This is a genomic window from Streptomyces sp. NBC_01515 (genome assembly GCF_045040345.1).
Lineage (GTDB): Bacteria > Actinomycetota > Actinomycetes > Streptomycetales > Streptomycetaceae > Streptomyces.
The window spans coordinates 10,065,470-10,091,626 of the sequence record NZ_CP109416.1 but is presented as its reverse complement, the minus strand read 5'-3'; the positions used below and the strand labels follow the sequence as shown (position 1 = coordinate 10,091,626).

Below are 26,157 nucleotides of genomic sequence, written 5' to 3'. Positions count from 1 at the left end.
AGGCCGTGATGGGGAACGGGATGTCACGCCGTGGGCTGCTGCTCGGGGCCGCCGCGATCGGTGCCGCGAGTGGCTGTGCGGGCGGTGCCTCGGACGGGGTCGGTGCGGACGGCCGGGTGACCGTGGAGCTGTGGCACGGGCAGGTCGACACGGGGCGCAAGGCGGTGGAGGCGCTGGTCGCCGAGTTCAACCGGACCCACCCCACCATCCGCGTGGACCCGGGCGGCGGTGGGGTGTTGGCCGACGCGATGCTCCAGAAGGTGACCGCCGCGCTGGCCGCCGGCTCCTACCCGGACATCGCCTACATCTTCGGTTCGGATCTGGCGAGCGTGGCGCGCAGCCCGCGCGTCGTCGACCTGACGTCCGCGATGCGCGACGGGCCGACACCGTGGGACACGTTCTGGAAGCCGGTGCGGGACGCGGTCACCGTCAACGGGCGGGTGCGCGCCGCGCCCGCGGTGCTCGACTCGCTGGCCGTCGTCTACAACAAGAAACTGTTCCGGCAGGCCGGGCTGGATTACCCGAAGCCCGGCTGGAGCTGGGATCAATTCACCGACACCGCACGGGAGTTGACCGACCACGACCGGGGCGTCTTCGGCACCGGCTGGCCTGCCGTCGGCGACGAGGACACGGTGTGGCGGCTGTGGCCGATGCTGTGGGATCTCGGCGGCGAGGTCGTCGCCCCGGACGGCAGGCACATCGGCTTCGCCGACCAGGGCGTACGAGTACTCCGGACCCTCGACCGACTCGGCCACGACAAAAGCGTGTACCTGGACACCAAGCCCGGCAGCGAACAGCTCTACCAGGTGTTCCTCAACAGCCGGATGGCCATGGTCGCCACGGGGCCGTGGGAACTCCCCGACATCATCAACGCGAAGATCGACTACGGCGTCGTGCCGCTGCCGACGTACAGCGGGCACGCGGTCACCATCTCCGGGCCCGACACGTGGACGGTCTTCGACAACGGCTCGGCCCGGTCCCGGGCGGCCGTGGAGTTCGTGCGGTGGATGAACTCCCCTGTCCACGACGTCCGTTGGGACATCTCGGCGGGCGGGCTGCCGTTGAGCACGGGCACCGCGGCACGGCCGGAGTGGCGCAAGCACAGTGCCGGGACGGTCGGTCTCGACGTCTTCACCGACAGTCTGCGCTCGGCGCGCGTCCGGCCCGTCCATGCCTCGTATCCGCAGATCTCGCAGGCGTTGGGCGAGGCGATCGTCTCGGTGCTGCTCGGCCGGGACTCCCCCGAGAAGGCGCTCCGTTCCTGCGCCGACAAGGCCGACGCGGCCCTGCTGATCCCCAGGTGACTTCCCCTTTCCGGGAGACCCCGATGTCCACACTGCCCCGCGCCCTCACCCTCCCCGCGCAACCCGCCGCCGCTCAGGCCGCGCGCCGCGCCGCCCGCCGTCGCGCCCGTCAAGAGCGGTCCACCGCCTGGGCGTTCATCGGTCCGTCGGTCGTGGTGATCCTCGGGCTGAGTGTCGTGCCCGTCGTCTGGTCGCTGCTGCTGTCGTTCCGTGCCGACGACCTGGTCACACCCGGCCGCTGGGTCGGCCTCGACAACTACCGGGCCCTCGCCCAGGACCCCACCTTCCGTACGGCGGTGGGCAACACGCTGCTGTACGCGGCCCTCTACGTGCCGCTCAGCCTGGTCGGCGGGCTGGCGCTGGCGCTGGCCCTGAACCGCCGGATCCGGCTCATCGGCCTGTACCGCACGCTGGTGTTCATCCCGTTCGTGGTGTCGGCGACCGCGCAGGGCGTGCTGTTCTCGTTCATCCTCGACCCGGAGTTCGGCGTCGCCAACGCGCTGCTGCACCAACTCGGCATCTCCGCCCAGGGTTTCCTCGCCGACCCGGACCAGGCGCTGTACCTGCTGGTGCTGATCTCGCTGTGGAGCGGGGTCGGCTTCTGTGTCGTGGTGTACCTGGCCGCGCTCCAGGACGTGCCGCCCGAACTCGTCGAGGCGGCCCGGATAGACGGCGCGGGCCGGGCACAGGTGCTGCGCCATGTGACGCTGCCCGCGCTCACGCCGGTCACCGTCTTCCTGCTGCTGTGGCAGTTCATCACCTCGCTCCAGGTGTTCGACCTGATCTATGTGACGACCAAGGGCGGCCCGTTGGGCTCGACCACCGTGATCGTGTACTTCGTCTGGCAGCAGGCCTTCCAGATGTTCACCGCGGGCTACGGCGCCGCGTCCGCGTACGTCCTCGCGGTGGCGCTGCTGGTGGCGGGCGGTGCGCTGCGGGTCGTACGGCGGCGGCAGGGTCGTACGGAAGGAGGGGTCCGATGAGTGCGCGGCGGATGAGTGCGTGGCATCTGGTGCTGGCGCCGCTGGCGTTGTGCTTCGCGCTGCCGTTCGTGTGGCTGCTGCTCAGCTCGGTGATGACGAACGCGGAGATCAACCGCTTCCCACCGGCCTTGTGGCCCAAGGGAATTGACCTGGGCGGCTACCGGTATGTGCTGGGCAACGCGATGTTCCCGCGCTGGTTCGCCAACTCGCTGATCGTGGCGTCGGTGGCGGTGGTGTCGAATCTGCTGCTGGGGTCGCTCGGCGGGTACGCGTTCGCGCGGATGCGGTTCGCCGGGTCGCGGCTGCTGCTGGGGCTGATGCTGGCGACGATGGTCGTGCCGTTCCAGCTGACGATGATCCCGACGTTCCTGGTGATGAAGTGGTTCGGGCTGATCGACACGCTGGGCGCGCTGATCCTGCCGTCGCTGGTGACGCCGTTCGCGGTGTTCCTGTTCCGGCAGTTCTTCCTCGCGCTGCCGAGGGAGATGGAGGAGGCGGCCTGGATCGACGGGTGTTCGCGGCTGCGGGTGCTGTTCTCGATCGTCATGCCGCTGGCCCGGCCGGCGCTCGCCACGGTCGCCGTCCTCACCTTCCTGTCCACGTGGAACGACCTGTCGTGGCCGTTGATCGCGATCAACCACGACACCCAGTACACGCTCCAGCTGGGCCTGACGACTTTCCAGGGACAGCACCACACCAAGTGGTCGGCGGTGATGGCGGGCAACGTCATCACGGTGGTGCCGGTGCTGGTGGCGTTCCTGCTCGCGCAGAAGACGTTCATCCAGTCGCTGACGTCCAGCGGGCTCAAGGGATGAGCCGCACACCCCAACTCCACTTTCCCGAGAGGTACTTGATGACAGACGGCAGCGCTGTGAAGGTGGCCTTCGTCGGCGCCGGCAGTGTGGTGTTCACGCAGGGCCTGCTCGCCGACCTGTTCGCCTTCCCCGAACTCGCCCGCGCCCGGATCGCGTTGCACGACATCGACCCGGAACGGCTCGCGACGGCGGAGGGCGCGGCCCGGCACATCGCCCACGTGCGCGGCGCCGAGCCGGAGATCACCGCGCACCTCGACCGCCGATCGGCCCTCGCGGACGCCGACTTCGTCGTCAACATCGTCCAGGTCGGCATGAACGAGGCCACCCGCACCGACTTCGCGGTCCCGGCCCGCTACGGTCTGCGCCAGACGATCGCCGACACCCTCGGCATCGGCGGCATCTTCCGCGCGCTGCGCACCTTCCCGGTGCTGCGGTCGCTGGCCGAGGACATGGCCGAACTCTGCCCGGACGCCCACCTGTTGAACTACACCAACCCGATGGCGATGAACCTCCTCTACCTGAGCCGCATCGCCCCCACCCTCAGGGCGACGGGCCTGTGCCACTCGGTGTACTGGACGATGCACGACCTGTCCCAGCTGATCGGCGTCCCCTTCGAGGAGGTCTCCTACCTGGCCGCGGGCGTCAACCACCAGGCGTGGGTGCTGCGTTTCGAGCAAGCCGGGCGGAGCCTGTACCCGCTCCTCGACGAGGCGATCGCGAAAGACCCCGAACTCCTGCGCCGGGTCCGCGTGGACATGTACCGCAGACTCGGCCACTACCCCACGGAGACCAGCGAGCACTCCGCCGAGTACGTGCCCTGGTATCTCCACCACGACAGCGAGATCGAGCGGCTACGGCTGCCGGTCGGCGCCTACTTGGAGATCATCGAGGAGAACACCGCGAGCTACGAACGCACCCGCGACGCCCTCGCCTCCGGCCTCCCGCTCCCCGTCGAGGGCACACTGGAGTACGCCCCGCAGATCATCCACAGCATCGTCACCGGCACGCCCCGCACGATCTACGGCAACGTCCCCAACCGCGGCCTGATCGACAACCTCCCCGCCGACTCGGTCGTCGAAGTCCCTTGCCTGGTCGACGCGTTGGGCGTCCAGCCGACCCGGATCGGCGCCCTGCCCCCGCAGTGCGCGGCCCTCAACAGCGCGTACGTCTCCGTCACCGACCTGGTCGCGCGGGCGGCCACGGACGGCGACCCGCGCCACATCCGGCACGCGGCGATGGCCGACCCGGCGACGGCGGCGGCCCTGCCGGTCGAGCGGATCTGGGACCTGTGCGACGACCTCGTCCAAGCTCACGGGGACCTGCTGCAACCGGAGTTGAGGGCACTGCTCGGACACTGACGTCGGCGGCTAGAACCGGTCGAGCAGGTCCAGGCCGGCCTCCCACCCGAACTCCGGCCGCCCGCCGTCCGCTTGGACCTCACCGGAGTACGGCTCCCCGAACCTCACGCCCATCTCGCGGAGTCGTACCAGGCTCGCCCGGTAGGCGGGATGGGCGGCCAACGCCTCGCCCACACAAGGGAGTACAGCCGTCGGGACGCCCAGGCCGTACGCCTCGCACAGCGTGCCGAGCGCGAGGGTGTCCGCCGTGCCGGCCGCCCATTTGTTGATCGTGTTGAAGGTGGCGGGCGCCACGAGCACGGCGTCCGGGGGCGGGAACGGGCGTGGATCGCCGGGGGTGCGCCACGCCGAACGTATCGGGCGGCCGGTCTGCGCCTCGACGGCGGCCGTGTCGAAGAAACCGCCCATCGCGACCGGCGTCGCGAAGACCCCGACCTCCCAGTCCCGCTCCTGCGCGGCGGTGATCAGCCTGCTGACGCCCGCCGCGATCCCGGCGGCGCAGACGACGACGTAGAGGAAGGGCTTCGAGTCCTGTTCGGTCACCCGGGGAGCCTACTGAAGCGGGAACGACCGCCCGCGCTCCTCCTCGGGCCGCGTCCCGAAGACACGGCGGTCCTTCTCCTCGATGGCCAGGTCGTTGATGCTCGCCTCGCGCCGGGTCATCAGGCCGTGCTCGTCGAACTCCCACAGCTCGTTGCCGTACGACCGCCACCACTGGCCGCCGGTGTCCCGGCACTCGTACTGGAAGCGGACGGCGATGCGGTTGCCGTCGAAGGCCCACAGGTCCTTGCGGAGCGCGTACTCGTGCTCGCGGGCCCACTTCGCGGTGAGGAACGCGACGATCTCGGCGCGGCCGGTGACGAAGGTGTCGCGGTTGCGCCAGACGGAGTCCTCCGAGTAGGCGAGCGCGACCCGTTGCGGGTCGCGGGTGTTCCAGGCGTCCTCGGCGGCCTGGACCTTCTGGGCCGCGGTCTCACGGGTGAAGGGCGGGAGGGGAGGGCGGTCGGCCATGGTCGTCTCCAGAGCGGCGAGATGCGGAGAACGTGCGTTCTCTCGATGACTGCTAACGTAGAGAACGTACGTTCTCAGGTCAACAAGGGGTCGGTTCGATGAACAGCGCAGTCGCCCGGGAGCAGGCACTGGACGCCGCCGAGAAGCTGTTCTACGGGCGGGGGGTTCAGGCCGTGGGCATGGACGCCGTCCGCACCGCCTCCGGGCTCTCGCTCAAGCGGCTCTACCAACTCTTCCCCGCGAAGGAGGAGTTGGTGGCGGCGTATCTCGAACGGCGCGACCTGCGCTGGCGCGGACGCCTCGCCGAGCACGTCGCGCTCCACGATGATCCACAGGAGCGGATTCCGGCCGTCTTCGACTGGCTGGAGGAGTGGTTCGGCGAGGCGGATTTCCGCGGGTGTGCGTGGATCAACTCGTACGGCGAACTGGGCGCGACCTCGGAGCGGGTGGTGGCCCAAGTGCGGGCGCACAAGCGGGCGTTCCGCGAGTACCTCGCCGGGCTCGTGGCGGACGCGGGGCTGCCCGCCGTACTCACCGGACAGTTGTTCCTGCTGGCCGAGGGGGCCATGGTCACGGCGGGCATCACCGGGAGCGTGGAGCCTGCGGCGGAGGCACGCGAGGCGGCCCTGGCGTTGTCGCGCGCCAACTGAGGTCAGGCGGCGGCGAGTTCCGTGAGCGCGGAACGGGCCCGGGTGAGGGAAGCTGCCGCCAGGTCCTCCAGGCCGGCCAGTTGGGGCAGGACGTCGACCCGGGTGAGTTCGGCGGCGACGAGGTGGAGGTTCTCCGGCAGTACGCCCAGGTTGCCGAAGTAGGCCTTCAGATAAGACATTTGGAAGTCGAAGTGTTCGCGCGGGGTGCCGGGGCCGTATCCGCCGCCGCGTGCCATGACCGCGACCACGCGGGTGTGCCGCAGGAGGCTCTCGCCGGTGTCCGGGTCGGTGAGCGCGCCGGGGAAGGTGACGCGGTCGATCCAGGCCTTCAGGGTCGCGGGCACCGAGAAGTTGTACATAGGGACACCGAGCAACACCGTGTCGGCGCCCAGCAGTTCGGTGACGAGCGGCAGGGTCAGCTCCCACTCGTGCCGCTCGTCGGCGCTCTCGATCAGTGCGGGGACCTTGGCGGGCGGGACGAATCCCTCGCGTTCCACGCGGCGGCCGAGGGTGGTGTAGGCGGGGGTGATCGGCGGCACCGGTGCGGCGGACAGGTCGCGGTGGCGGTGGTCCGCCGTGCTGCCGTGCGAAGCGTGCCAGGTCCGCGCGAAGGTGTCGGTGAGTTGCCTGGTCACGGAGTCGGCGGTCGTGTCGGCGCTGGAATCGATGTGCAGCAGCATGGTGTGGTCACCTCGGTCGGTTCGGGTTCGTCGGACTGGTGACGGACCACGACGAGGAAAGGTGACCCATGCGGGGGCACGACGAGTTGGCGGAGCGGTTCGAGGAGCGGCGCGGGCAGCTGCGGGCGGTCGCGTACCGGATGCTGGGTTCGCTCGGCGAGGCGGACGACGCGGTACAGGAGGCCTGGCTGCGGCTCAGCCGTACGGGCGACGACGGCATCGACAACCTCACCGCCTGGCTGACGACGGTCGTCTCCCGCGTCTGCCTGGACATGCTGCGCTCGCGCGCGTCCCGACGGGAGGATCCCTACGGCGACGACCTGCCGGAGCCGAGCGCCGACGAGCTGCCCGAGGACGAGGCCGTCCTCGCCGACTCGGTGGGGATCGCGCTGCTGGTGGTGCTGGACACGCTGGGTCCGGCGGAGCGGGTCGCGTTCGTGCTGCACGACTTGTTCGCGGTGCCTTTCGACCGCGTCGCGGCGGTCTTGGACCGGTCCCTGCCCGCCGCGAAGAAGCTCGCCAGCCGGGCCCGGCACAAGGTGCGGGGCACGCCGGTGGTGCCGGGCGCCGAACTCGACCGGCACCGGGAGGTCGTCGAGGCGTTCCTGTCCGCCGCGCGGGGCGGTGACCTCGGCGCGCTCCTCGACGTACTCGCCCCCGATGTCGTCCGCCGCGCCGACCCCGCCGTGTTGCCGCCGGGCGTGGCGGCCGAGTTGCGCGGCGCCCGGGCGGTCGCGGAGGGGACGGTACTGCTGCGACACCGGACGCGGTACGCGACCGTCGCCCTCGTCGACGGGGACGCGGGCATTGTCGTCGCGCCGGGGGGACGGTTGCTGCTCGCGCTCCGGGTGCGGGTCGAGGGTGGGCGGGTTGCCGGGTACGAGGTGGTCGCGGGGCGGGAGGGGTTGCGGGGAGTCGAGGTCGGGGTGCTTGGGGTGGTGGGTTGAGGAGGACGGACTGACGGGGATCGGCTCCCGCAGGAGGGGGTGGCTCGGCTCGGCGGGCCGGTCACCGCCTCCTCAGGAACCGCTCGGCCCAGCCCGCCCGCCATCGCACTCAGGAACCCGGTCGCCCAGCAGCCCGCCCCCCCTACCGAGCCGCCCGTTCAGCCCACCGTGTCCGACACCGTGATCGCGCTCACCGGGCAGGCCCGTGCCGCCTCCCTGAGCATCGGGTCGTCGGTGTCCTCCTTGCCCGGCAGCACCGTGCTGTAGCCGTCGTCGTCCTGGGTGAAGACACTCGGGGCAGCCAGGGCGCACTGGCCCGCCCCGATGCAGATGTCCTTGTCGATGTGGATTTCCGTGTGCATGGAGCGCAGCCTCTTACCAGGTCACGGGGAGTTCCAGCATCCCCTGGATCGTGTCGCCGGGTTTGAAGGGGATCTCCTCCGCGGGGACGGCCAGGCGCAGCGTGGGCAGCCGGTCGAAGAGGCTGCGCAGGGCGATCTCCAGTTCGGCGCGGGCGAGGTTCTGACCGAGGCACTGGTGGATGCCGAAGCCGAACGAGACGTGATGGCGGGTGGGCCGGTGCCAGTCCAGGGTGTCCGGGGCGGTGTAGATGTCCTCGTCGCGGTTGATGACCGCGGCCGAGAAGATCACGCCCTCGCCGGCCCGGATCGTCGTGCCGTCCACCTCGATGTCCTCAAGGGCCTGCCGCATCAGCCCGTCCACGATGGACAGCGACCGCATCAGTTCCTCGACCGCGTCGGGCATCAGCCCCGGATCGTCCCGGAGTTCGGCGAGGTGCTCGGGGTGGAGCAGCAGCGTATAGGTGCCGAGGGAGATCATGTTGGCGGTCGTCTCGTGGCCCGCGACGAGGAGGATAATCGCGAGGGAGATCAACTCCTCGCGGTCCAGCGCCCCTTGGCTCAGCTGGTCCCGGACGAGGTCGTCCAGCACTCCCTCGCCCGGACTCAACTGCTTGCGGTCGATCAACTCGCCCAGATACGCCTCCAGTTGATCGCGGGCGTCCTGGCTGTCCTCCGCCTTCGGACCGCGCAGCAGGCGCCGGGACTGGGCCTCGAAGAACTCGTGGTCGGCGTACGGGACGCCGAGCAGCGCGCAGATCACCATCGAGGGAACGGGCAGCGCGAACGCGGGCACCAGGTCGGCGGTCGGGCCCTGGGCGATCATCGCGTCGAGCCGTTCGTCGACGATCCGCTGGATGTCGGGGCGCATCGCCGTGGCGCGCTTGACGGTGAAGGCGGGGATCATCATCCGCCGCTGGGTGCGGTGCTTGGGGTCGTTCTCGCCGAGCAGGGCGACCTTGCGGTTCCGTACCGACGCGAACCGTTCGTTGGTCGCGGGGAAATCGGGCTGACTTCGGTCGGAGGACAGCCGCTGGTCGGCCAGCAGCGCGCGGGCGGCGGCGTGCCCGGTGACGAGCCATGCCGGGCGGCCGTCGTAGAGCGTGACGCGGGTCAGGGGGCGGGCGCTGCGGAGGGGGTCGTAGCCGGCGGGCGGGTGGTAGGGGCAGGTGCGGTCCTGCGGGAAGGAGACGGGTTCGGGCTGGTCGGTCCGATCCGTCAGTTCCGTCAGATCCGTCATGGAAGACCTCGCAGACGAAGAGTGCGTCTTGCCGATCTTCATTAGATGCCCGAGGCACCTATGGGGCCACCTCAAGTTCGGCCAGATCGGTGGTGCCTACAATCTGGCCGAACCTGATGGCCCCGGCCGGCCCGACGATCACGGTCGCGGGACCGTCCGACGTCACCCGCCCGCGACCGGAGTCCCGCCGTCCGCCGGGGCGAAGGCCAGGAACACGGCGAGGCTTTCCTCGTACACGTGATGACGGACGATCAGCCCGCCCCGGACGGTGAGACGAAGGGCGAACCTGGCGCGATACGACCGCCCGGTGGGCCTGACGGTCAGCCGGATCTCGCCGAGCACACCGGATCCACCGGGTGGCGGGGCTGCCGTGCTCGTCCTCCGGCCAGTCGAGCCTCCGGTCGACGTGCTCGACGTACAACTCGGCGATGCGCTCGGGCCCGGAGAGGCCGATCCGGTGCGATTACCTCCCAGGTCGTCACCCGGTGGAGGGGGCGTGGCCGAAGAGAGTCGCGGTATGGATGAATCACGCACCGGCTGGTGTTGAATCTCGGTGCCAGACAGCCGTAGAACGCGAGATGGGACGAATGACATGCCTCTTGAGGGCGAGTACGAACCCAGCCCGTCGCAGTGGGTACGCGACCAGGTCGAGCTGTACGAGAGCTCCGGCGGCACCAAGGGGACAACGTTGGCGGACACCGGTCTGCCCGTCATCCTGCTGACGACGGTGGGCGCCAAGAGCGGGAAGATCCGCAAGACCCCGCTGATGCGGGTCGAGAACGACGGGGTCTACGCCGTCGTCGCCTCGCAGGGCGGCGCGCCCACGCATCCGGTGTGGTACTTCAACGTGCAGGCCGATCCGCACGTCGAGTTGCAGGACGGTCCGCAGAAGTGGGACCTGACGGCCCGCGAGGTCACCGGCGACGAGAAGGCCGAGTGGTGGGAGCGGGCGGTCGCCGCGTATCCCCCCTATGCCGAGTACCAGACGAAGACGGACCGGCAGATCCCCGTGTTCGTCCTCGAACCGGCCGCCGGGAACTGACCACCGGAAGCCGAGTCCCGGGGACTGACCGGCCCGGAGAGAATTTCTTGTTTCCGGGGCGCATGAACCGGTGACCGTCGGGAATCCGACGTTCAGGCCCCGCCGCGCTCCCCCGTCGCGGCGGGGCTTTTCCGTGCCTCCTCGACCGGCCGGTCGGTGATGTCCAGGAAGATCTCCCCGGCCTCGGACACCGCCTCGCCGAGCGAGCGCTTGATGCGCACGGAGACCTCCTCGACCCGCTCGCTGTCCATCCCGGGGACCAGGTCGATCCGGGCGGCGACCATCGTCGAGTCGAGCCCCATCCGCATCGTGAACAGTGCCTCCACGCTGTCGATCTCGGGCTCCGCCGCCAGCAACGAGCGGATCCTGTCGCTCAGTTCGGGGTCGACGGCCTCGCCGATGAGCTGGTCGCGGGCATCGCGGCCGAGGCGGTAGGCGACGTAGCCGAGCAGCACTCCGATCGCGATCGACGCGGACGCCTCCCACGCCACCTGCCCGGTGATCATGTGCAGCGTCATGCCGATGATGGCGAGGGTCACGCCGACCACGGCCGTGCCGTCCTCCGCCACGACCGTCCGCAGCGCGGGATCGCGCAGCGCGTCCATGCCACCGCCCTGGGCGCGCACCTGGTGCAGGGCCCGCAGCAGGGAGATCCCCTCCACGACCAGGGCGACGGCGAGCACGATCAGGCCCACCGCATAGCCGGTGGACGTCTCCTCGGCGCCGTTGCGCAGGGCCTCGATCCCCTGGAACACGGAGAAGCAGGCGCCCATGACGAAGATCCCGACGGCCGCGAGCAGCGACCAGAAGAACCGCTCCTTGCCGTAGCCGAAGGGGTGCCGCTGGTCGGCGGGTCGGCGGCTGCGGCGCAGGGCCGCGAGGAGGAAGACCTCGTTGAGGCTGTCGGCCACCGAGTGCGCGGCCTCCGAGAGCAGCGCCGGCGAACCCGCGACCAGACCACCGACGGCCTTGGCGGCGGCGATCACCAGGTTGGCGGCGAGCGCGACGAGGACCGTGACGCGGGTCTTGCGGTCGGACGCGTGGTCGGCAGCTGTGTCGCTCATCTACCCCGACTGCCCCTGAAGGTGCTGCTCACACCCTCTACCGGAGGACCGCTTTCGATGACACCGTCGGGGTGCCGAGCGTGCCGACCCGCCCGTTCGTCCGCAGAAGGAGATCAGCGTGGCCAAGATCAAGAAGAAGAAACTCCCCCTCGTCTACCAGCCCGTCGGCCTCGTCCTGGGCCTGGTGACCGGCGCCCTCGCCGGCCGTGCCTTCCGCGCCACGTGGAAGGCGGTACGGCACGAGGACAACGCCCCCGACCCGCTGGACCGGGACCGCGGCTGGGCCGAGATCCTGCTCGCCGCCGCGCTCCAGGGCGCCCTCTTCGCGGTGGCGCGCAGCGCGGCGGACCGCACCGGCGCGAAGGCCATCGAGCGCTCGACCGGAATCTGGCCGGCGAAGGACAAGGGCGGCCGGGAGTAAGGCAGTTGGGAACAGCCCCCTCGGGAACAGGACCCTTGGGAACCGGGCCTTCCCGGTATCGCCTCAGCCCTGGCCGGCGGCCGTCGGCGGTACCGGGCGCAGTGTGAAGGAGTGGCCGGCCGGGTCCGCGTACACGCGCTCCTCGTACGGGCCCGGCATGTCCTTGGTCTCCAGCGGCCGGCCGCCGAGTCCGACGATCCTGCGCTCGGCCTCGTCCATGTCCTCCACCAGGAAGTCCAGGTGGACCTGTTGGTTGTTCTCGGCGCGGGGCCAGCTCGGCGGGGTGGCGCTGAGGTCCCGGCGGAACGCCAGCCGGGTCCCGTCGGCACCCCTGATCTCCACCTGGTCGAGGGTGATGTCGGTCTGCTCGCCGTCCAGCAACTCCGTGTAGAACACGGCGAGTTTCTCCGGCTCGACCGCGTCGAGCACCACGAAGCTAGCGTTGACCAATGCCATGTGTCCTCCGAAGACTGGGGCGGGCAAGGGTCGAGTCCGGTTGCCTCGCCCCCAACGGATATCCCCGTTCCGTGAGTTGATGCCGCCGACCGGCGTCGATCAACGAACGTGCAACAACCGCACGGCTCCCCTGGTTCGGGTGGGACACGGGATGCGAGGGTGAGACGGGTGAAGCCTCGTATCGCCGTAGTGGCCCTCGCCGTCTGCACCGCGCTCGCTCCGCTCAGCGGATGCGGCAGCGGCACCGGCGCCCGCGAATCGTCGCCGCCCCCGGGAGAGCCGGCGACGGCCGCGGCGAGCCGAACTCCCGCTCCGGGCAAGGGTTCCAAGGACCCCGACGACATCAACGGCGACGGTCACCGCGACCTCGTGGTGCCGATCGTCGTCGGCGGCGGCGAGGGCGCCACCGACGAACGGGTCGGTGTGGTCTACGGATCGGCCAAGGGCATCGATCCGTCGAAGCGCACGGTCTACGGCCGCACCGACCTGGGCCTGCCCGAACCCGGCAGGCAACTCCTCGCCCAGAAGGACTCGTTGTCCGCGGCCGACCTCACCACCGCCGATCTGGACGGCGACGGCTTCCCGGACTTCGTCACCACCGTCCAGGGCGCGATGACATCCGACAACAACATCACCGCCCCGCGCACCCTCCCGTACATAACGTGGGGCGGCCCCGCCGGACCGACGGCGAAGACCTCCGCCACTCCCGTCCAACTCCCGCGGAGCGCGGCGAAGTTGGGCGTCCAGTCCGTGGTGCGCGGCGACTTCGACGGGGACGGGCACCACGACCTCGCCGGGTTCGCGTACAACCACTCGTCGATGGTGGTGATGTACGGCCCCTTCACGCGCTCGGGCGCACCCGCCCGCACCGACACGAGCCTCCCCTGGTCGGACGGCGACCTCACCGCCGATGCCGTCGCCCCGTCGGGCACGCCCCGCGCGACCTCGCTCCTGATGCACGCGGTGAGCGACGGCGAGCAGTCCGGCAACACGCTCTACACCGCCCACCGAGGATCCCAACTGTCCTCCACCGGACGGCAGTTGAGGAGTGGCAACGCCCACGCGTTCGGCGACTTCGACGGTGACGGGCAGCGAGATGTGGCCGTGGGCGACGACGGCAGCCGTAACGACGAGCCCGGCTACGAGACGGAGCCGGCCGACATCGACGGTTCGCTCGCCGTGTATCCCGGCGACGGGGGCACACCGGTGACGTACCGGCTCCCCGAGGCGCCGAAGTCCGCGCGCACCCAGTACGGGCCCGGCGGTTACGTGTCCGCCGACCCGGACGGCGACGGCCGTGACGGCATCCTCGTCGCCACGTACGAGGGCGCGACGCTCATCGACGGCACCCGGCGGACCACGGTCCTGCGCGACGGGCCCGCCGCGGAGGACGGCAGGAAGATCCCGGCGAAGTGGCGGCACGCCCGGCCCGCGGGGGCCGCCGACTTCGACGGTGACGGCAAGGACGAACTGGTCCTGGACTGGGGCGCGGACACGAAGTTCGGCACCTACGGCGAGCTCCCCACGCGCTGGTGGCTCACCGACGGCACGACGACCGCGAACAGGACCACGTTCACGACGACGGCGTTCGCCCCGCGCTCCTCGTAGGCAGCCCGGCGCGCCTCATGGGGAGCGTGCTCAGCCGGCCACCAGCCACTCCCCGTCGCGCATCAGGTCCCGTCCCTTCAGCTCGTTGGCCTCCCGCCAGGCCTGCACGCGCTCCGGGCGGATCCTGAAGTACAGGTAGGGCGTGGTGAGTTGGCGCGGGTCGAAGCCGGTCTTCGAGGCGAAGATCTCGGCGTCCTCCTCAGGCAGTTCGGCCGGCGTCAGCGTCACCACCGTGCCCTCGATCAGGACGACGTCCCGGGTCGGCCCGACGGCGAGCCGGGCGACACCGGTGGTGACAAGGTTGCGGCCGGTGGGGCTCGCGGCCGGGGTCGCGAACAGCAGGGTCGTGCCGTCCCACACGAACGACAGCGGAACGAGGTAGGGCGCTCCCCCGTCCTCGCCCGCCGTGGCGACCCAGGCGTCCTCGTCGTGCTCAAGCCGACGGAGCGTGTCCTGCCTGCGCTGCTTCGCGGTGCGTGCGGGCTCTTGAGTCATGGCCCCAGTCTGCCGCTCAGCCCTCCGCCGCCGCGCGGATCTCGGCGAGGCGTGCCGCCGCCGCACTCAGCAGCAGATCCAGGGCGGCCGGATAGGAACTGTGCCGCATGGTGGCGACAAGATGCCGGGCCGTCGCCGCGATGTGCGGGTACGTGTCGGCGGGCAGCCGCGCGTACGTCGCCTGCCATACGGCCGCCTCCGCCTCGCGGGCCGGCTTCGGCAACGCCGTGTTCGCGGAGTCGAGGGCACCGAAGGCGAGGGCCTGGTCGACATAGGCGTGGTAGATCCGCACTGCCTCCACGTCCGGGAACCCGGCCCCGCGCAGCACCCCGAGGATCGCCTCCACGGCCTGGATCTCGTACACCCGCCCGGTCACCCGGTACGAACTCAGCACCGCCGCCCTCGGGTGCGCGAGCGCCCCCGCGTGCACACGCAGCCCCAGTTCCCGCAGGTCGGCCCGCCAGTCCCCGCTGGGCCGCCAGGTGCGCAGCGTCCGGCCGATCAGTTCGTCCGCGACGGCGAGCATCAGCTCGTCGGTGTGCCGGAAATAGCGGTACAGGGAGCTTGGATCGGCACCGAGGGCACGCCCGAGCCGGCGCACGGACAGGGCGTCGGCCCCGTGCTCCTCGATCAGTCTCAAGGCGGTCTCGACGATCAGTTCCTCGGACAGGACGACGCCCTGCTTGGTGGGGCGCCTGCGCTGCCGGGCGGCGGCCGGGACGACACGCTCGCTCATACGGCACCTCCTCGATGGTCCGTCCGGGTGCTCGCACCTTACGACAACACCGTTGACCTGTTAAGTGCGCGGGCAGTTTCATGTGCGTTCACCGGGGCCGTTCAGGCCCCCCGGTGCGAGCGGAGAGCACGCCATGATCGACACGCCACCCCCGTCGGGGCCCGCACTGCGCAAGTCCCTCGGTCTGCTGGACGGCGTCGCCATCGCCGCGTCCAGCACGGCCGCGACCACCAGCATCGGCATCGGTCTGGGCGTGACCGCCGGGGTGGTCGGGCTGCATCTGCCGGCCATCATGCTGCTCGCGTTCCTGCCGATCCTGGGCATCGCCGGCGCCTACTCCCGGCTGAACAAGGTCGAGCCGAACGCGGGCAACGGCTATGTGTGGGTGGGCCGTTCACTCACTCCGTGGCTGGGCTTCCTGGTCGGCTGGGTGAACATCGTCGCGACGATCGCGTTCCTCGCCTACACCACGGCGGTCACCGGCTCGGCCATGATCCAGCTCGCCGGGGAGGCCGGAATCCACGAGGCGGGCGGCCTCACCCTCGACCCGGGCTCGACGGCACAGACGACCTCCGTAGGCATCGTGATCCTCGTCGCCGTCACCCTCACCGCCGTGACCGGCGTCCGCACCGCCGCCCGCCTCCAGACCGGACTGCTGATCTTCGAGTACGTCGTCCTGCTCGGCTTCTGCGCATACGGCATCGTCACCGGCCCGCACGCCTTCAGCCTGAGCTGGTTCGACCCGTTCGCGATCCCCTCGGCGTCGGCGCTCGCGCAGGGCCTGCTGCTGTCGGTGTTCTGCTACTGGGGCTTCGAAGCCGCGTTCACCGTGAACGAGGAGGTACGCGACCCACGCGACGCGTCCCGGGCCGGGCTCATCACCCTGGTGACGATGCTGGGTCTGTTCCTGCTCGGCTCGATCGCCTTCCAACGGGTGCTGTCCGAGGACGAGTTGGCGGGCCACGGCGCCCAGGGCCTGGCCTACTTCGGCGACCGCCTCGCCTCCCAACCGCTGGCCGCACTCCCCCTGGTCGCCCTGATGTTCTCGGCGGTCGCCTCGCTCCAGGCGGGCGTCATCCCCACCGCCCGAGGCATGTTCGCGATGAGCCGCGACCGTACCCTCGGCCCGGTCTGGGGCAAGGTCAGCGCCCGCTACGGCACACCGGCCCTCGGCACCCTGCTGATCGGCGCGCTGGCAACGGCGGTCGCGGCACTGGCACTGGTGATACCCCGCCTGGCCGACATGATCATGGCGACGGTGAACGCCGTGGGAATCGTCGTGGCGCTCTCCTACGCCCTGACCGCCCTGGCCGCCGCAGTCCGCTTCCGCGCTCTCCTCCGGGAGGACTGGCGGCAGGGCGTGCGCGCGGTCGTCCTGCCCACGCTGAGCGCCATCTCCCTTCTGGCACTGGGCGGTTACCTCTGCTGGTCCTTCTACACCTCCACCGATCACCTCGAAGTCAGCGCGGACAACGGCTGGTTCCTGCTGCTCACCCCGCTGGCGATGATCGCGTCCGGCTTCCTGGCCGCCGCGTGGGCGAAGTGGGTGCGCAGATCGCCGTACTTCCACTCCGGCCGAGGCACCGACGCCGACGCGCCGCAGCTCCTCGCCACCTCCCGCTAACCCCGCAAGGATACGAACCATGCACGCAGACCTCCTCTTCACCAACGGCCCCGTCCTCACCCCCGAGGGCCGCACCGCGACCGCCGTGGCCGTCACCGGCGACCGGATCACCGCCGTGGGCCATGCCGAGGTGCACGATCTCGCCGGGCCGCGCACCCAAGTCGTCGACCTGGCCGGGCGGTTGCTGCTGCCCGGGTTCCAGGACGCGCATGTGCATCCGGTGCCGGCGGGCCTTGAGCTGACCCAGTGCGATCTGACGGGGGCCAAGACGGCGGAGGACACGATCGCCGCCGTGCGGGCCTACGCCGACGCGCATCCCGAGCGGGAGTGGATCACCGGGGGCGGGTGGTCGATGGAGGCGTTCGAGGGAGGTACGCCGACGAAGGAGCTGCTGGACTCGGTCGTACCGGACCGGCCGGTGTACCTGCCCAACCGCGACCATCACGGCGCCTGGGTCAACAGCCGGGCCCTCCAACTCGCAGGCATCACAAGGGACATGCCCGACCCGGCGGACGGCCGCATCGAGCGGGACGCGTCCGGCGAACCGGCCGGGACACTCCAGGAGGGCGCGATGCAGCTGGTCGGTCGCCTCACGCCACCGGCAACGCAGGCCGACCGGCTGGCCGCACTGCTGCACGCCCAGCGGCATCTGCACGCGCTCGGCATCACGGCCTGGCAGGACGCGCTGGTCGGGGAGTTCCTGGGGATGGACGATCCCTCGGACGCGTATCTCGCCGCCGCCCGGGAGGGTTCGCTCACCGCGCGGGTCGTCGGCGCGCTGTGGTGGGACCGGGAGCGCGGGGCCGAGCAGCTCCCCGAACTCGTGGAGCGCCGGGCCGCGTTGAGCCACGGCCGTTTCAGTGCGAGCAGCGTGAAGCTGATGCTGGACGGGGTCGCCGAGACCGGCACGGCCGCCCTGCTCGACCCGTACCTCGACAAGTGCGGCTGCGCGACGGCCAATCGGGGCACCAGCTTCATCGACCCGGAGCAACTGCCCAAGTACGTCACCGAGTTGGACGCGCTCGGCTTCCAGTGCCACTTCCACGCACTGGGCGACCGGGCCGTACGGGACGCGCTGGACGCCGTAGAGGCGGCGCGGGCCGCGAACGGGCCGAGTGACACCCGACCGCATCTCGCGCACCTTCAGGTGGTGCACCCGGACGACGTGGCGCGGTTCGTACGCCTCGGCGCGGTGGCGAACATCCAGCCGCTGTGGGCGGCGCACGAACCGCAGATGGACGAGCTGACAATTCCGTTCCTCGGACCCCAACGGGCCTTGTGGCAGTACCCGTTCGGGGCACTGCTGCGGTCCGGGGCCACGCTCGCGGCGGGCAGCGACTGGCCGGTGAGCAGTCCCGACCCGCTCCAGGGCATCCATGTCGCGGTCAACCGGGTCGAACCCGGAGGCACGGGACCGGTGTTCCTGCCGGGCGAGCGCCTCGACCTCGCGGCGGCCGTCACGGCGTACACGGCGGGTTCGGCATACGCGAACCATCTGGACGAGACCGGCCGCATCACGGCGGGGGCGTTGGCGGATCTGGTGGTCCTGGACCGTGATCCGTTCGCCGCTCCGCCGGAGGAGATCGGGGAGACGCAGGTAGCGCTTACTTATGTCGGAGGAACGGGAGTGTACGCAGCTCAGGAGGCATGAACAGTAACGGGGATCACGATCGGGGCGCGGTGTAGATCATCTAGGCTCTGGGCAGCTTCGTAACCGCCGCTTCCAGGTCCAACTTTCGTACCACGAAGCGCAGTTCGAGGGCGCGGGCGGTCGAACGGACCGCCCGCTCGCAGTGGGGGGACCCCGTGTTCCGTCTCCCGAAAGGAAAGCGCATGCCTCAGGACGTCACCTTCGACCTCCCCTTCGACACCCCCGTCAGCGACCATCTGGAGTACGCCCGGGCCCGCCATCTGCGCTGGATCTGGGACATGGGCCTGGTCCGCAGCCAGGCCGGGTTCGAGGAGTACCGGTCGTGGGACCTCCCGCAGGCCGCGGCCCGCACCTATCCGCACGCGTCGGCCGCGGACATGGTCGTCCTGATGAACTGGTTCTCGCTGGCGTTCCTCTTCGACGACCAGTTCGACGCGAGCCAACCGGACCGCGCCGACCGAATACTCGAAGTGGCACGGGAGTTGATCGTCACGCCGCTGCGTCCGGCGGGCAGCAGGCCCCGGGTGGTCTGCCCGATCACCGTGGCCTGGGCCCAGGTGTGGGACCACCTTTCGGATGGCATGTCCCTGACCTGGCGGACCCGGTTCGCGGCGTCCTGGGGCCGGTTCCTGGTGGCGCACTGCGAGGAGGTCGACCTGGCGGCCCGGGGCATCGCGGGCACGCTGGACCTCGACGAGTACACGGAGTTCCGGCGCCGCACGGTCGGCATCCACCACAGCATCGACGCCGGCGAACGCAGCCGGGGCTTCGAGGTCCCGGCCCAGGTGCAGGCCCACCCGCTGATGGAACGCATGCGTGACCTCGCCGCCGACACCATCGGCTTCATGAACGACGTCCACTCCTTCGAACGCGAACGCCGCCGAGGCGACGGCCACAACCTGATCGCCGTACTCCACCGCGACCGCGGCCTGTCCTGGGAAGCGGCAGCCGAAGAGGCCTACCGCATGACAACCGCCCGCCTCACCGAGTACCTCGACCTGGAGTCCCAAGTCCCCCAGATGTGCGCCGAGTTGAACCTGAACGAGGAGGAACGCGCCCGAGTACAGCAGGGCGTTGAGGCCATCCAGCACTGGATCAACGGCAACTACGAGTGGGCCCTGGTCTCGGGCCGCTACACGGCAGCGAAGGCAGGCCCAGCGGTGAAGGGATCGGTGGACGACCTGCTGGCAGTGTGAGACGGGGCGAGCTGCCCGGCCAAGGGCTGGGCAGCTCGCCCGTCTCTAGGGGCGCGGGGCTGTATCGATTTGCGGCTCCGCCGCGTGGGCGCGACCAGCCCCAACGCGCCCGCAGACAAAAAACTACCGACTCAAACCGCGAACTCAACCGGCAGCCGATCCAATCGAGACTCCCACGTGGACGCCGTAGAAGTCAGCTCCTCCACAGCCACCCCCAACCGCAACCCCGGCAGCCGATGCAGCAACACATCAACCCCCACCTCAAGAATCGCCTGCCCAATACTCTGCCCCGGACACTCGTGCGGCCCCGAACTGAACGCCAGATGCGACTGATTGCCCTGCACGGACACCCCCGCATCAGGCCGTACCTCCGGATCGACATTCCCCGCAGTGAGCCCAAGAACGAGCAGATCCCCCTCCTCGATCCGATGCCCCCCGAGCTCAAGATCCGCCGTAGCGAACCGCCCCGGCAGAACCGCAAGCGGCGGGGTGTCCCACATGACTTCCTCGACAACAGCCGAGACGGTCAACTGCCCACTGACCAGCCCGGACAGCCGAGACGCATCCGTCAGGATCCGCTGCAACACCCGAGCCAACAAGTTGCTGGTAGTGGTGTGCGCGGCGATCAGCACAAGCCGCAAATGCATGACGACCTCTTCCGCATCGAGCCCAGCCGGATGCTCGATCAGCGCGGTGGTGAAGTCAGAACCCGGCTCGGCCCGTTTCCGCTCGGCGAGTTCACCCAGGATCTCGATGATGCGGTCGTTGTGCAGCAGGGCGTCCTCCCCGCCCTTGAGAACCTGCGCACTGGACTCGACGAGCCGGTCCCCGTCCCCCGCGGGAAGCCCCAGGATCCGGGTCAGCACAAGCATCGGCAGATACTCGGCGTAGTCCGCCACCAGATCGGCCCGACCGGCATCCGCGAACGCGTCAATCTGCTTGTTGGCGAAGTAAGTCGCGTGCCGCCGGACACCCCGCCCGGCCGCGGCCAGCAGCCCGTCGGTCACCGCGCCCCGCAGCCGACGGTGCGGTTCGCCGTCCTGCGAGACACAGTCCGGCCGCCACCCCACCATCGGCATGATCGGCGAGGTGTCCGCGACCCGCCCCTCCCGCCAGTCCCGCCAGATCCGCGCGTCCCGGGAGAACTGCCGGGGGCTGTCCAGCACCCGCCGGTTGTCGCGGTACCCGAGCACCAGCCAGGCCGGCACGTCCCCTTCGAGCAACACCGGTGCCACAGAACCGTGTTGCTCGCGCAGCCGCTCGTAGATGCCGCGCGGATCGGTCGCCGCGTCCGGCCCGTACAGCCGGGTGAGGTCGTCACCCGGGCCGTGGGCGACAGGGCAGCCCCTCGGAGCGTCGGGGCCGTTTAACGTCTGGTCGGTCATCGGGACTCCAGTGCGACGACGGCCGAGCGTTCCTTCAAGTGGCGTATCAGCGCGACCAGTACGTCACGGCTGGAGTGGCGGTCGCGGGCGTCGAAGGCCACGACGGGGATGTCCGGGGAGATGTCGAGGGCGTCCCGGATCTCGTCGACCGGATGTTCCGGGGAGTCGGGGAAGATGTTCAGCGCGATGACGAACGGGACGTCCTGCCGCTCCATCTCCTCGATCGCCCGGAAGCTGGAGGCGAGGCGGCGGGTGTCGACGAGGACCACCGCGCCGAGGGCGCCCTTGAACAGGCCGTTCCACAGGAACCAGAACCGTTCCTGGCCCGGGGTACCGAACAGGTAGAGGACCAGTTCGTCGTTGAGGCGGATCTTGCCGAAGTCGAGGCTGACGGTGGTCTCGGTCTTGTCGGTCACCCCGATGAGGTGGTCGACGCCGGCGCTCGCCTGGGTGAGGGTCTCCTCGGTGGTGAGCGGCTTGATGTCACTGACCGAGCGGACCATCGTGGTCTTCCCGGTGCCGAACCCGCCGGCGATCATCACCTTCACCGAGCGGGTACCGTCACCGCCCAAGGAGCCGGGATGGTCAAAGCCTTTGAAGTCCACTGAGTACCTCCTCAAGGAGCGCGAGGTCGGGCCCGCGACCGGCGCCGTGCGCCGGGATGGGGTCACGGGCTTCGACGCGGTCTGCCTCCAGCAGATCCGCCAGCAGCACCGCGAGAATATTGAAGGGCAGTCCGAGGTGAGCGCCGAGTTCGGCCACCGACAGCGGCTCGCGGCAGCGCCGGAGGATCTCCTCGTGCTCGTGCTGCATGCCCGGTACGGGCGTGGCGCGGGAGACGATGAGGGTCGCCACGTCGAGGCTCGACGCCGAACCGCCCGGTCCGCTGCGCCCTCCGGTGAGGACGTAATAACGCTCCAGACCGGAGGGGTCAATTGGCCGGCGGGGAGCACTCATCCAGAGTGCTCCTCCAGGCGCGCGGTGGTGCCGAGGAGTTCACCCATCCTGCGGGCCAGGTCCCGCATCTGGTGTCCGAGCAGGCCCTGGTCGAGGCCCTCCCGGGCCAGTACGCCGAGGTACGTCTCCACACCGGCGCGGACGACGAAGAGATGGCCGCCGTCGACCTCGATCATCGCCAGCCGCAACTGCCCCGCGTACTTGGGGAATTGCTCGGCGACCGGCTGGGCCAGCGCCTGCAGGCCGGCCACCACGGCCGCGAAGCGGTCCACGTCGTCGGGGTCCTCCGCGCCGAAGGAGGTGATCGCCTTGCCGTCGCTGGAGGCCACGAGGGCGAAGCGGATCTCCGGGATGCTCTCCACCAGATCGCGGAGCGCCCAGCTCACGTCGGTTCCCTGTTGCGTCATGTGGACTCGTCGCTCTCTTCAGTGCTGTGCTCGGTGAACTCGCGGCCTGCGGACGCCGGTTCCTCCTCCGGTGCCTCCCGTCCGGCCGCGGCGAAGGCCGCCAGGCCGGTGAAGGAGGCGTCGGGCGGTACGGAGGAGACGGCCATCTCCCCGGTCCGCCCGGCCGGTTGGGGCCGCGCCGTCTCGCCACGCCTGCTACGGCGCCTGGGCAGCCCGCCGGGTGTGGTGTCCTCGGCCTCGACGCTCTCCGCCGGGGTCTCCGCGTCGGCGCTGCCACGGCTCGCCGCCGCGGTCGCGGCCGTCGCGGCGGCCTGGAAGGAGGGGGTGCCGGTGACGGCGGACGCGGGCAGCCGGCTGAAGTACTTGTGCGGGACCACGACGACCACGGAGGTGCCGAGCCAGGGCGAGTCCGCGAAGGTGACGCGGATGCCGTAGCGGCGGGCGAGGGTGCCGACGACCCGCAGGCCGATGCTGGCGTCCTCGGAGACTCCGCCGAGTCCGGGGCCCGCGAGGGTGCCGGCGAGGGCGTGCTCGGCCTCGCGCTTGGACTCCTCGCTCAGGCCCTTGCCGGAGTCCTGGATCTCGATGCCGACGCCGTTCGGCACCTCCTTGCCGGAGACGATGACCGGCTCGGTGGGCGGCGAGTAGCGGGCCGCGTTGTCCAGGAGGTGGGCGAAGATCAGCGTGAGGTGGTCCACCAGACCGCCGTCGACGCCGAGTTCGGGCAGCTGGCGTACGTCGACGCGGTGGAAGTCCTTGATGCGGCCGATGCCGCCGCGCACCACGCTGAGCAGGCGCTGCGGTTCCTGCCACTGCCGGCCGGGCCGGTCCGAGCCGCCGAGCACGCCGACGCTCGCGGCGAGACAGTCGGCGGGGCCGATCTCCTGGTCCAGCTCCATCAGACCGCCGGCGACGGCGGGCAACCGCCCGTGCTCGCCCTGCAGTTCGTGCAGTCGGCCGCGGAGTTTGCTGGTCAGTACGTGGATGCGGTTGCCGATGCTGATGACGGCCTGCTCGGCGGCGGTGGAGCGGTTGAACTCCTCCTCGACGCCGATGAGCGAGATCCGCAGCACCTTGCGCAGTTCGGCCTGGAGTTCGGCGCTGACCTTCGCGCACTGGCTCGCGGCCGGCAGCAGGTCGTCGATGGCGTCACCGGCGCGCAACTGCTTGAGCGCCTCGGGGAGTTGCTCGTCGGCGAGGCGGGCCACGGCGGCGAGCTGGTGGGCCAGCTGCTCCTGCCAGACCTCGGCCCGGTCGGCGAGCTGCGCCTCGTAGGACGCGGCCTGCTGGATCAGCCGCTCCTCGAACACCCTTGCCTGCTCGGCGAGTTGGGATTCGTAGGCGCCGGAGCTGTCGGCGAGCCGGGTCTCGTAGACACCGGAGTGCTCGGTCAGCTGCGCCTCCAGGGTGGCGCGATCGGCGCTGAACTTCCGCTCCAGGCCCGCCACATGCTGCTGCCACTGCTGGGAGTGCTCGGCCTGCGCGGTGCGGAAACCGCTTTCGGAACGGCGCAGTTGAGCTCGGCTTCGGACGAGCAGTCGTACACACACGGCACTGGCCACCGTGGCCGCCGCTCCGGCCGCGGTCGCTGCCATGCGCTCCGGGCTCATGAACGTGGCGGCGACGGTCCCACCCCCTAAAGCCAGCGGCATCAGCCACCAGCTGTACCAGGCGACAGGTGCCCGCGCCGCCGGCGGCGGAGTGGCGAGTTCCATCTGCATCCTTCGAAGCGACACGAACGAACAGGGGGGTGTGCGAGGACAGACCGCACTCAGGAGGACGCACCACGGGCCGACCGGTCACGATCACGTCAACTCGCTGCGCCGCTGGGGAGCTTATCGGGTTTGAACCGTAAAAGATCAACATCGAGGTGGTGCGGAAGTGAGGGTTCCGTCACGCTCCGACAAGTCTGAACATGGACATGTGTCCAGCTATAGTAGACACCTGTCCAAGTTGACGAGGAGTCGATCGATCATGGAAACGCTCGCGAACGTGCTGGTCGGACTGGTGGCCGCGCTGCACCTGTACATCCTGGTGCTGGAAATGTTCCTGTGGGAGAAGAAGCCGGGGCGCGGCCTGCACGGCTTCGACCCCGAGATGGCCAGAGCCACCGCACCGCTCGCCGCCAACCAGGGGCTGTACAACGGCTTCCTCGCCGCGGGTCTCGTCTGGGGCCTGATCGCCGCCGACCCGACCGGCTTCCGCGCCCAGGTGTTCTTCCTGAGCTGCGTCGTGATCGCGGGCGTCTACGGCACGGTGACGGCGAACCGGCGCATCCTGTTCGCCCAGGCGCTGCCCGGCGCGGTGGCCCTGGCCGCCGTCCTGATCGCCCGGTGAGCCGCGCCGAGCCCGAGGACCGGCGGACCGCCCGCACCCGGGCACGGCTGCGCCAGGCCCTCCTCGACGAGTGCGCCGAACACCCCCTGGAGGAGGTCGGCGTCGCCGCCCTGGCCCGCCGCGCCGGGGTCGGCCGGGCCACCTTCTACGTCCACTACGACGGCCTGGAAGCGCTTGCCGTCGACGCCTGCGCGGACGTCGTACGGGAGGCCGTGGAGGCACTCCATGCGTGGCGCGGCCGGCCCGATCCGGTGCACGCGCCGCCCGCGCTGCCGGAGTTCTTCGCCGGGCTGCTCCCCCACGCGCCGCTGTACCGGGCCCTGTTGAGCCCGGGCGGCGGCGGCCCGCTCGGCCGGGTCCTGCACCGGGACCTGCGCGCCTACAGCCTCCGCGAGCGCGAACTCGCGGGCGCGGCGGACGCCCCGCTGGTCGCCTCGGCAGTCGCCGGGACCTTCGGTGGAGTCCTCGCGGACTGGCTGCACGGGCTGTTGGAGGGCACGGCCGAGGAAATCGCCGACCAGGTATGGCAGTTGCTGGTCGCGCTGCACACGAGCCGGTGACGAGGGCTCACTGACAGGCCTGGCCGTCCTTCACCGACGGCCACGCCTCCACGCCGTCGGGCGTGCGGACGTAGGCCTTCGACGCGTCGGGCGTGAGCCACAACTGCCGGTCCTGGTAGCGGTATCCGGTGTCACGGGCGGTCGCGGGCATCCGTACGTCACCGTCGTAGGGGGCGGTGAGCATCCCGGGCGGGAGCACCTTGTCCGGATCGCGGGCGTACAGCCTGCTCTTCTCGCCTTCGCCGGTCTGCAGGAAGTGCGCCTTCTGCCAGTCGCAGTGCGCGGCGCCGACCGAACTGCTCACGACCGTGGTCGGCACCCGCTTCCCGTCCTTGCCGGTCCAGATCTCGTATCCGTGCGCCTTGGTGAAACTCTCCGGGAGTTCGGCCGGGTCGCATGAGGCGCTGGTCTCCGGGCCCCAACCCGGCCTGTTCTTACGGTCCTTGGCGACGACGACGGCCACCTTCGTGCGGCCGTCGACGTCGTAGGAGAACAGGACGCGGCCGTCCGCCCTGCGCTCGACGCGGTAGCCGGTGCGCGGCACGTCCGGCTGCTCCATGTCGAAGTACGCCCGCAGGCCGCCCTCGGGGGTCGTGCCGCCGTCGCCCTTGCTCCACGCGTCGGCGCCCCCGCCCTCGTACTTCGCGCCGTCGCACTCCAGCGCCCGGCCCGCGGCACCCGACCTGTCGGAGCCGGTGGCCGGTACGTACAGCGGTCCGGCGTAGGGCGTGGCCGGCGGTGTACCCGCGACCACGGCGTCCTTGCCGTTCTCCGTGCCGCATCCCACCGCCGTCACGGCGACCAGTACGGCGACCCCCGCGAGTCCTCTGCGCATGCCCTGCCCCCTCATGTCGTGTTCCTACGACGCACG

29 protein-coding genes and 1 pseudogene are annotated in these 26,157 nt (G+C 70.5%); 14 read left to right on the top strand and 16 right to left on the bottom strand.

Translation table 11 applies throughout. The features are described from left to right. Positions 1-20: 20 nt before the first annotated feature. The 4 genes from OG407_RS44635 to OG407_RS44620 are packed head-to-tail and all read left to right on the top strand — an operon-like array spanning position 21 to position 4,460. Positions 21-1,304: an ABC transporter substrate-binding protein gene (locus tag OG407_RS44635; RefSeq protein ID WP_405866459.1), complete on the top strand. Its 1,284-nt coding sequence runs from the start codon at positions 21-23 to the stop codon at positions 1,302-1,304. A 23-nt stretch (positions 1,305-1,327) separates the two neighbouring features. Continuing rightward, the gene (locus OG407_RS44630; RefSeq protein WP_405866457.1) at positions 1,328-2,287 is read left to right on the top strand and encodes a carbohydrate ABC transporter permease; all 960 of its coding nucleotides are present in this window, start codon (positions 1,328-1,330) and stop codon (positions 2,285-2,287) included. Then, positions 2,284-3,102: a carbohydrate ABC transporter permease gene (locus OG407_RS44625; RefSeq protein ID WP_405866455.1), complete on the top strand. Its 819-nt coding sequence runs from the start codon at positions 2,284-2,286 to the stop codon at positions 3,100-3,102. Before OG407_RS44630 ends, OG407_RS44625 begins: the two co-directional genes overlap by 4 nt. Before the next feature lie 38 nt (positions 3,103-3,140). Beyond that, a complete protein-coding gene (locus tag OG407_RS44620; RefSeq protein WP_405866453.1) occupies positions 3,141-4,460 on the top strand; it encodes an alpha-glucosidase/alpha-galactosidase in 1,320 nt (439 codons plus the stop codon). A 9-nt stretch (positions 4,461-4,469) separates the two neighbouring features. On the opposite strand, the gene OG407_RS44615 is transcribed toward OG407_RS44620, so the two are convergent. Continuing rightward, entirely contained in the window at positions 4,470-5,003 is a 534-nt protein-coding gene (locus OG407_RS44615) for a flavoprotein (RefSeq protein ID WP_405866451.1), read from the bottom strand. 9 nt (positions 5,004-5,012) lie between these two features. After that, on the bottom strand, positions 5,013-5,471 hold the full coding sequence (locus OG407_RS44610) for a nuclear transport factor 2 family protein (protein ID WP_405866449.1): 459 nt from the start codon (positions 5,469-5,471) through the stop codon (positions 5,013-5,015). A 98-nt stretch (positions 5,472-5,569) separates the two neighbouring features. Here OG407_RS44610 and OG407_RS44605 point away from each other — a divergent pair, with 98 nt between their 5' ends. After that, positions 5,570-6,121: a TetR/AcrR family transcriptional regulator gene (locus tag OG407_RS44605; protein WP_405866447.1), complete on the top strand. Its 552-nt coding sequence runs from the start codon at positions 5,570-5,572 to the stop codon at positions 6,119-6,121. Positions 6,122-6,123: 2 nt separating this feature from the next. Here OG407_RS44605 and OG407_RS44600 read toward each other — a convergent pair whose 3' ends face one another. Further along, complete coding sequence (locus OG407_RS44600; RefSeq protein ID WP_405866445.1) at positions 6,124-6,801, bottom strand: FMN-dependent NADH-azoreductase; 678 nt, start codon at positions 6,799-6,801, stop codon at positions 6,124-6,126. A gap of 68 nt (positions 6,802-6,869) precedes the next feature. Here OG407_RS44600 and OG407_RS44595 point away from each other — a divergent pair, with 68 nt between their 5' ends. Then, the gene (locus OG407_RS44595; protein ID WP_405866443.1) at positions 6,870-7,748 is read left to right on the top strand and encodes a sigma-70 family RNA polymerase sigma factor; all 879 of its coding nucleotides are present in this window, start codon (positions 6,870-6,872) and stop codon (positions 7,746-7,748) included. A gap of 158 nt (positions 7,749-7,906) precedes the next feature. On the opposite strand, the gene OG407_RS44590 is transcribed toward OG407_RS44595, so the two are convergent. The 3 genes and pseudogenes from OG407_RS44590 to OG407_RS44580 form a co-directional block, all read right to left on the bottom strand. Beyond that, positions 7,907-8,110, bottom strand: a complete 204-nt coding sequence (locus tag OG407_RS44590; protein WP_405866441.1) for a ferredoxin — start codon at positions 8,108-8,110, stop codon at positions 7,907-7,909. Positions 8,111-8,123: 13 nt separating this feature from the next. Next, the gene (locus OG407_RS44585; RefSeq protein ID WP_405866439.1) at positions 8,124-9,347 is read right to left on the bottom strand and encodes a cytochrome P450; all 1,224 of its coding nucleotides are present in this window, start codon (positions 9,345-9,347) and stop codon (positions 8,124-8,126) included. Positions 9,348-9,509: 162 nt separating this feature from the next. Beyond that, a pseudogene (locus OG407_RS44580) lies at positions 9,510-9,801 on the bottom strand (nuclear transport factor 2 family protein). 138 nt (positions 9,802-9,939) lie between these two features. Here OG407_RS44580 and OG407_RS44575 point away from each other — a divergent pair. Further along, positions 9,940-10,389 (top strand): nitroreductase family deazaflavin-dependent oxidoreductase, encoded by a 450-nt coding sequence (locus OG407_RS44575; protein WP_405866437.1) that lies wholly within the window; start codon positions 9,940-9,942, stop codon positions 10,387-10,389. 92 nt (positions 10,390-10,481) lie between these two features. Here OG407_RS44575 and OG407_RS44570 read toward each other — a convergent pair whose 3' ends face one another. Beyond that, positions 10,482-11,453: a cation diffusion facilitator family transporter gene (locus OG407_RS44570; RefSeq protein WP_405866435.1), complete on the bottom strand. Its 972-nt coding sequence runs from the start codon at positions 11,451-11,453 to the stop codon at positions 10,482-10,484. Positions 11,454-11,571: 118 nt separating this feature from the next. Here OG407_RS44570 and OG407_RS44565 point away from each other — a divergent pair, with 118 nt between their 5' ends. Continuing rightward, on the top strand, positions 11,572-11,874 hold the full coding sequence (locus tag OG407_RS44565; RefSeq protein ID WP_405866433.1) for a DUF4235 domain-containing protein: 303 nt from the start codon (positions 11,572-11,574) through the stop codon (positions 11,872-11,874). 63 nt (positions 11,875-11,937) lie between these two features. Here OG407_RS44565 and OG407_RS44560 read toward each other — a convergent pair whose 3' ends face one another. Next, on the bottom strand, positions 11,938-12,330 hold the full coding sequence (locus OG407_RS44560; RefSeq protein WP_405866431.1) for a VOC family protein: 393 nt from the start codon (positions 12,328-12,330) through the stop codon (positions 11,938-11,940). A gap of 168 nt (positions 12,331-12,498) precedes the next feature. Here OG407_RS44560 and OG407_RS44555 point away from each other — a divergent pair, with 168 nt between their 5' ends. Further along, entirely contained in the window at positions 12,499-13,938 is a 1,440-nt protein-coding gene (locus OG407_RS44555) for an FG-GAP repeat domain-containing protein (RefSeq protein ID WP_405866429.1), read from the top strand. A 30-nt stretch (positions 13,939-13,968) separates the two neighbouring features. Here OG407_RS44555 and OG407_RS44550 read toward each other — a convergent pair whose 3' ends face one another. Continuing rightward, positions 13,969-14,433, bottom strand: coding sequence for a pyridoxamine 5'-phosphate oxidase family protein (locus OG407_RS44550; protein WP_405866427.1), 465 nt, complete (start codon positions 14,431-14,433; stop codon positions 13,969-13,971). A 16-nt stretch (positions 14,434-14,449) separates the two neighbouring features. Continuing rightward, entirely contained in the window at positions 14,450-15,169 is a 720-nt protein-coding gene (locus tag OG407_RS44545; protein WP_328675821.1) for a TetR/AcrR family transcriptional regulator, read from the bottom strand. Positions 15,170-15,302: 133 nt separating this feature from the next. Between OG407_RS44545 and OG407_RS44540 the strand changes: the two genes are divergently transcribed. The 3 genes from OG407_RS44540 (at position 15,303) to OG407_RS44530 (ending at position 19,640) form a co-directional block, all read left to right on the top strand. Next, positions 15,303-16,793, top strand: a complete 1,491-nt coding sequence (locus tag OG407_RS44540; protein ID WP_405866425.1) for an APC family permease — start codon at positions 15,303-15,305, stop codon at positions 16,791-16,793. 19 nt (positions 16,794-16,812) lie between these two features. After that, positions 16,813-18,444 carry an amidohydrolase gene (locus OG407_RS44535; RefSeq protein WP_405866423.1) on the top strand — a complete coding sequence of 544 codons (1,632 nt, stop codon included), beginning with the start codon at positions 16,813-16,815 and terminating at the stop codon, positions 18,442-18,444. A gap of 182 nt (positions 18,445-18,626) precedes the next feature. Continuing rightward, positions 18,627-19,640, top strand: coding sequence for a terpene synthase family protein (locus OG407_RS44530; protein WP_405866421.1), 1,014 nt, complete (start codon positions 18,627-18,629; stop codon positions 19,638-19,640). A gap of 131 nt (positions 19,641-19,771) precedes the next feature. Here the strand turns inward: OG407_RS44530 and OG407_RS44525 are convergent, their stop codons facing one another. From OG407_RS44525 to OG407_RS44505, 5 genes are read right to left on the bottom strand one after another with little or no spacing between them, the layout of a single operon-like run. Further along, a complete protein-coding gene (locus tag OG407_RS44525) occupies positions 19,772-21,025 on the bottom strand; it encodes a cytochrome P450 (RefSeq protein WP_405866419.1) in 1,254 nt (417 codons plus the stop codon). Continuing rightward, complete coding sequence (locus OG407_RS44520; protein ID WP_403586767.1) at positions 21,022-21,630, bottom strand: GTP-binding protein; 609 nt, start codon at positions 21,628-21,630, stop codon at positions 21,022-21,024. Before OG407_RS44520 ends, OG407_RS44525 begins: the two co-directional genes overlap by 4 nt. Further along, a complete protein-coding gene (locus tag OG407_RS44515) occupies positions 21,611-21,982 on the bottom strand; it encodes a DUF742 domain-containing protein (protein WP_403586764.1) in 372 nt (123 codons plus the stop codon). The genes OG407_RS44520 and OG407_RS44515 overlap by 20 nt, the downstream gene beginning before the upstream one ends. Then, positions 21,979-22,389 carry a roadblock/LC7 domain-containing protein gene (locus tag OG407_RS44510; protein ID WP_019057749.1) on the bottom strand — a complete coding sequence of 137 codons (411 nt, stop codon included), beginning with the start codon at positions 22,387-22,389 and terminating at the stop codon, positions 21,979-21,981. The genes OG407_RS44515 and OG407_RS44510 overlap by 4 nt, the downstream gene beginning before the upstream one ends. Further along, positions 22,386-24,104 carry an ATP-binding protein gene (locus OG407_RS44505; protein ID WP_405866416.1) on the bottom strand — a complete coding sequence of 573 codons (1,719 nt, stop codon included), beginning with the start codon at positions 24,102-24,104 and terminating at the stop codon, positions 22,386-22,388. The genes OG407_RS44510 and OG407_RS44505 overlap by 4 nt, the downstream gene beginning before the upstream one ends. A 259-nt stretch (positions 24,105-24,363) precedes the next feature. Between OG407_RS44505 and OG407_RS44500 the strand changes: the two genes are divergently transcribed. Together OG407_RS44500 and OG407_RS44495 are read left to right on the top strand one after the other, a co-directional pair. After that, a complete protein-coding gene (locus OG407_RS44500; RefSeq protein WP_318020587.1) occupies positions 24,364-24,726 on the top strand; it encodes a DUF1304 domain-containing protein in 363 nt (120 codons plus the stop codon). After that, the gene (locus OG407_RS44495; protein WP_405866414.1) at positions 24,723-25,286 is read left to right on the top strand and encodes a TetR/AcrR family transcriptional regulator; all 564 of its coding nucleotides are present in this window, start codon (positions 24,723-24,725) and stop codon (positions 25,284-25,286) included. Before OG407_RS44500 ends, OG407_RS44495 begins: the two co-directional genes overlap by 4 nt. 7 nt (positions 25,287-25,293) lie before the next feature. Here OG407_RS44495 and OG407_RS44490 read toward each other — a convergent pair whose 3' ends face one another. Next, positions 25,294-26,121 carry a hypothetical protein gene (locus tag OG407_RS44490; RefSeq protein ID WP_405866412.1) on the bottom strand — a complete coding sequence of 276 codons (828 nt, stop codon included), beginning with the start codon at positions 26,119-26,121 and terminating at the stop codon, positions 25,294-25,296. Positions 26,122-26,157 lie beyond the last annotated feature (36 nt).

Excerpts from the sequence above, each read along its gene's own strand:
- OG407_RS44530 (WP_405866421.1), top strand. The coding sequence starts at position 18,627 with ATGCCTCAGGACGTCACCTTCGACCTCCCCTTCGACACCCCCGTCAGC.
- OG407_RS44595 (WP_405866443.1), top strand. The coding sequence starts at position 6,870 with ATGCGGGGGCACGACGAGTTGGCGGAGCGGTTCGAGGAGCGGCGCGGG.
- OG407_RS44630 (WP_405866457.1), top strand. The coding sequence starts at position 1,328 with ATGTCCACACTGCCCCGCGCCCTCACCCTCCCCGCGCAACCCGCCGCC.
- OG407_RS44600 (WP_405866445.1), bottom strand. The coding sequence starts at position 6,801 with ATGCTGCTGCACATCGATTCCAGCGCCGACACGACCGCCGACTCCGTG.
- OG407_RS44620 (WP_405866453.1), top strand. The coding sequence starts at position 3,141 with ATGACAGACGGCAGCGCTGTGAAGGTGGCCTTCGTCGGCGCCGGCAGT.
- OG407_RS44610 (WP_405866449.1), bottom strand. The coding sequence starts at position 5,471 with ATGGCCGACCGCCCTCCCCTCCCGCCCTTCACCCGTGAGACCGCGGCC.
- OG407_RS44490 (WP_405866412.1), bottom strand. The coding sequence starts at position 26,121 with ATGCGCAGAGGACTCGCGGGGGTCGCCGTACTGGTCGCCGTGACGGCG.
- OG407_RS44570 (WP_405866435.1), bottom strand. The coding sequence starts at position 11,453 with ATGAGCGACACAGCTGCCGACCACGCGTCCGACCGCAAGACCCGCGTC.
- OG407_RS44575 (WP_405866437.1), top strand. The coding sequence starts at position 9,940 with ATGCCTCTTGAGGGCGAGTACGAACCCAGCCCGTCGCAGTGGGTACGC.
- OG407_RS44590 (WP_405866441.1), bottom strand. The coding sequence starts at position 8,110 with ATGCACACGGAAATCCACATCGACAAGGACATCTGCATCGGGGCGGGC.
- OG407_RS44535 (WP_405866423.1), top strand. The coding sequence starts at position 16,813 with ATGCACGCAGACCTCCTCTTCACCAACGGCCCCGTCCTCACCCCCGAG.
- OG407_RS44515 (WP_403586764.1), bottom strand. The coding sequence starts at position 21,982 with ATGAGTGCTCCCCGCCGGCCAATTGACCCCTCCGGTCTGGAGCGTTAT.
- OG407_RS44560 (WP_405866431.1), bottom strand. The coding sequence starts at position 12,330 with ATGGCATTGGTCAACGCTAGCTTCGTGGTGCTCGACGCGGTCGAGCCG.
- OG407_RS44525 (WP_405866419.1), bottom strand. The coding sequence starts at position 21,025 with ATGACCGACCAGACGTTAAACGGCCCCGACGCTCCGAGGGGCTGCCCT.
- OG407_RS44635 (WP_405866459.1), top strand. The coding sequence starts at position 21 with ATGTCACGCCGTGGGCTGCTGCTCGGGGCCGCCGCGATCGGTGCCGCG.
- OG407_RS44500 (WP_318020587.1), top strand. The coding sequence starts at position 24,364 with ATGGAAACGCTCGCGAACGTGCTGGTCGGACTGGTGGCCGCGCTGCAC.
- OG407_RS44540 (WP_405866425.1), top strand. The coding sequence starts at position 15,303 with ATGATCGACACGCCACCCCCGTCGGGGCCCGCACTGCGCAAGTCCCTC.
- OG407_RS44550 (WP_405866427.1), bottom strand. The coding sequence starts at position 14,433 with ATGACTCAAGAGCCCGCACGCACCGCGAAGCAGCGCAGGCAGGACACG.
- OG407_RS44510 (WP_019057749.1), bottom strand. The coding sequence starts at position 22,389 with ATGACGCAACAGGGAACCGACGTGAGCTGGGCGCTCCGCGATCTGGTG.
- OG407_RS44545 (WP_328675821.1), bottom strand. The coding sequence starts at position 15,169 with ATGAGCGAGCGTGTCGTCCCGGCCGCCGCCCGGCAGCGCAGGCGCCCC.
- OG407_RS44605 (WP_405866447.1), top strand. The coding sequence starts at position 5,570 with ATGAACAGCGCAGTCGCCCGGGAGCAGGCACTGGACGCCGCCGAGAAG.
- OG407_RS44505 (WP_405866416.1), bottom strand. The coding sequence starts at position 24,104 with ATGGAACTCGCCACTCCGCCGCCGGCGGCGCGGGCACCTGTCGCCTGG.
- OG407_RS44585 (WP_405866439.1), bottom strand. The coding sequence starts at position 9,347 with ATGACGGATCTGACGGAACTGACGGATCGGACCGACCAGCCCGAACCC.
- OG407_RS44625 (WP_405866455.1), top strand. The coding sequence starts at position 2,284 with ATGAGTGCGCGGCGGATGAGTGCGTGGCATCTGGTGCTGGCGCCGCTG.